This window comes from Pedobacter indicus, assembly GCF_003449035.1.
In the GTDB taxonomy this organism is placed as follows: Bacteria; Bacteroidota; Bacteroidia; order Sphingobacteriales; family Sphingobacteriaceae; genus Albibacterium; species Albibacterium indicum.
The window spans coordinates 1-1,049 of the sequence record NZ_QRGB01000005.1; the positions used below are offsets into that span (position 1 = coordinate 1).

General features: G+C 32.7%; 2 protein-coding genes. One reads left to right on the forward strand and one right to left on the reverse strand.

Translation table 11 applies throughout. The annotated features are described in order from the left end of the window. A partial coding sequence (locus tag D3P12_RS15275; protein ID WP_205941147.1) for a TaqI-like C-terminal specificity domain-containing protein occupies positions 1-645 on the forward strand: 645 nt, incomplete at its 5' end. Here D3P12_RS15275 and D3P12_RS15280 read toward each other — a convergent pair. Continuing rightward, positions 629-1,049 (reverse strand): TaqI-like C-terminal specificity domain-containing protein (locus D3P12_RS15280; protein WP_205941148.1); only part of this gene is annotated, 421 nt, incomplete at its 5' end. The two genes, D3P12_RS15275 and D3P12_RS15280, sit on opposite strands and share 17 nt — an antisense overlap.

Here is a 1,049-nt window from a genome sequence, read left to right on the forward strand (position 1 = left end):
GAAATTATAAGACCGATTTTACGTGGCAGAGACATAAAAAGGTATGGTTATGATTTTGCGGACTTATGGTTAATTAACACCCATAACGGAATAAAAGAGAATGGTGTAAGTGCCATTGATATAGAGCAATACCCTGCAATTAAGAGACATCTAGATAATTACTATCCACAATTAGCAAAACGACTTGACAAAGGAGATACACCATATAATTTAAGAAATTGTGCTTATATGGAGGATTTTTCTAAACAAAAAATTGTTTGGGGCGAAATTTCGGATAAAACTAAATTTTCGATTGAGCTATCCGGAAACTTTATGACGGAAGCGACGACTTTTCTAATGACGGGCGATTCACTTTTATATTTAGTTGTCTTTTTGAACTCTAAATTATCAGAGTATGTTTTCTCTAAAATTGGAACTACTACAGGAGTAGGTACAGTCCGATGGAAAAAATTCACAATTGAACAATTATTCGTTCCGAAACTGTCAGCTTTAAGAGAAGAAGAGTTTAATGAAATTTCTCGGAAAATACTAAGAGCGACAGAACAGAAGCAAGATTATCTAGAGTTAAAGAAGTTAGTAGATAATATGATATATAGCGATTTTAATTTTATACGTGAAGAGATAGACTTTATCGAATCTCAATAAAACCAATCTCTTGTCGCTCAGAATCCGTTAAATTATATAAGTCGAAAATTCTTTGGTCGATTTGTATTGCCACCCTTTTTGATGATTCCTCGTCGGAGCTTATTCTTTGAATGGAGCCTACCAGCTTCTTAAACTCAAAATTCACAAATTCAGAAACTTCCATAATGGGAATTTTGTCCAAAAATATCTTTCTTAATTCACGTGTGCCCCCTTGTAATTCTGGAAAATTATCGATAAAGCAATATTTGAATAAGGATGAATTCAGGAATGCAACTAAAAAATATAGATTCTTTCCGGTTATCATAAACGATTTATCATTTTGAAGAAACCCTTTTTCATCCAGGTAAAATGGTAAAAACTTAGTCATGTTCGGATACATGATTTTTTGTTTAGAAAAATCCTCC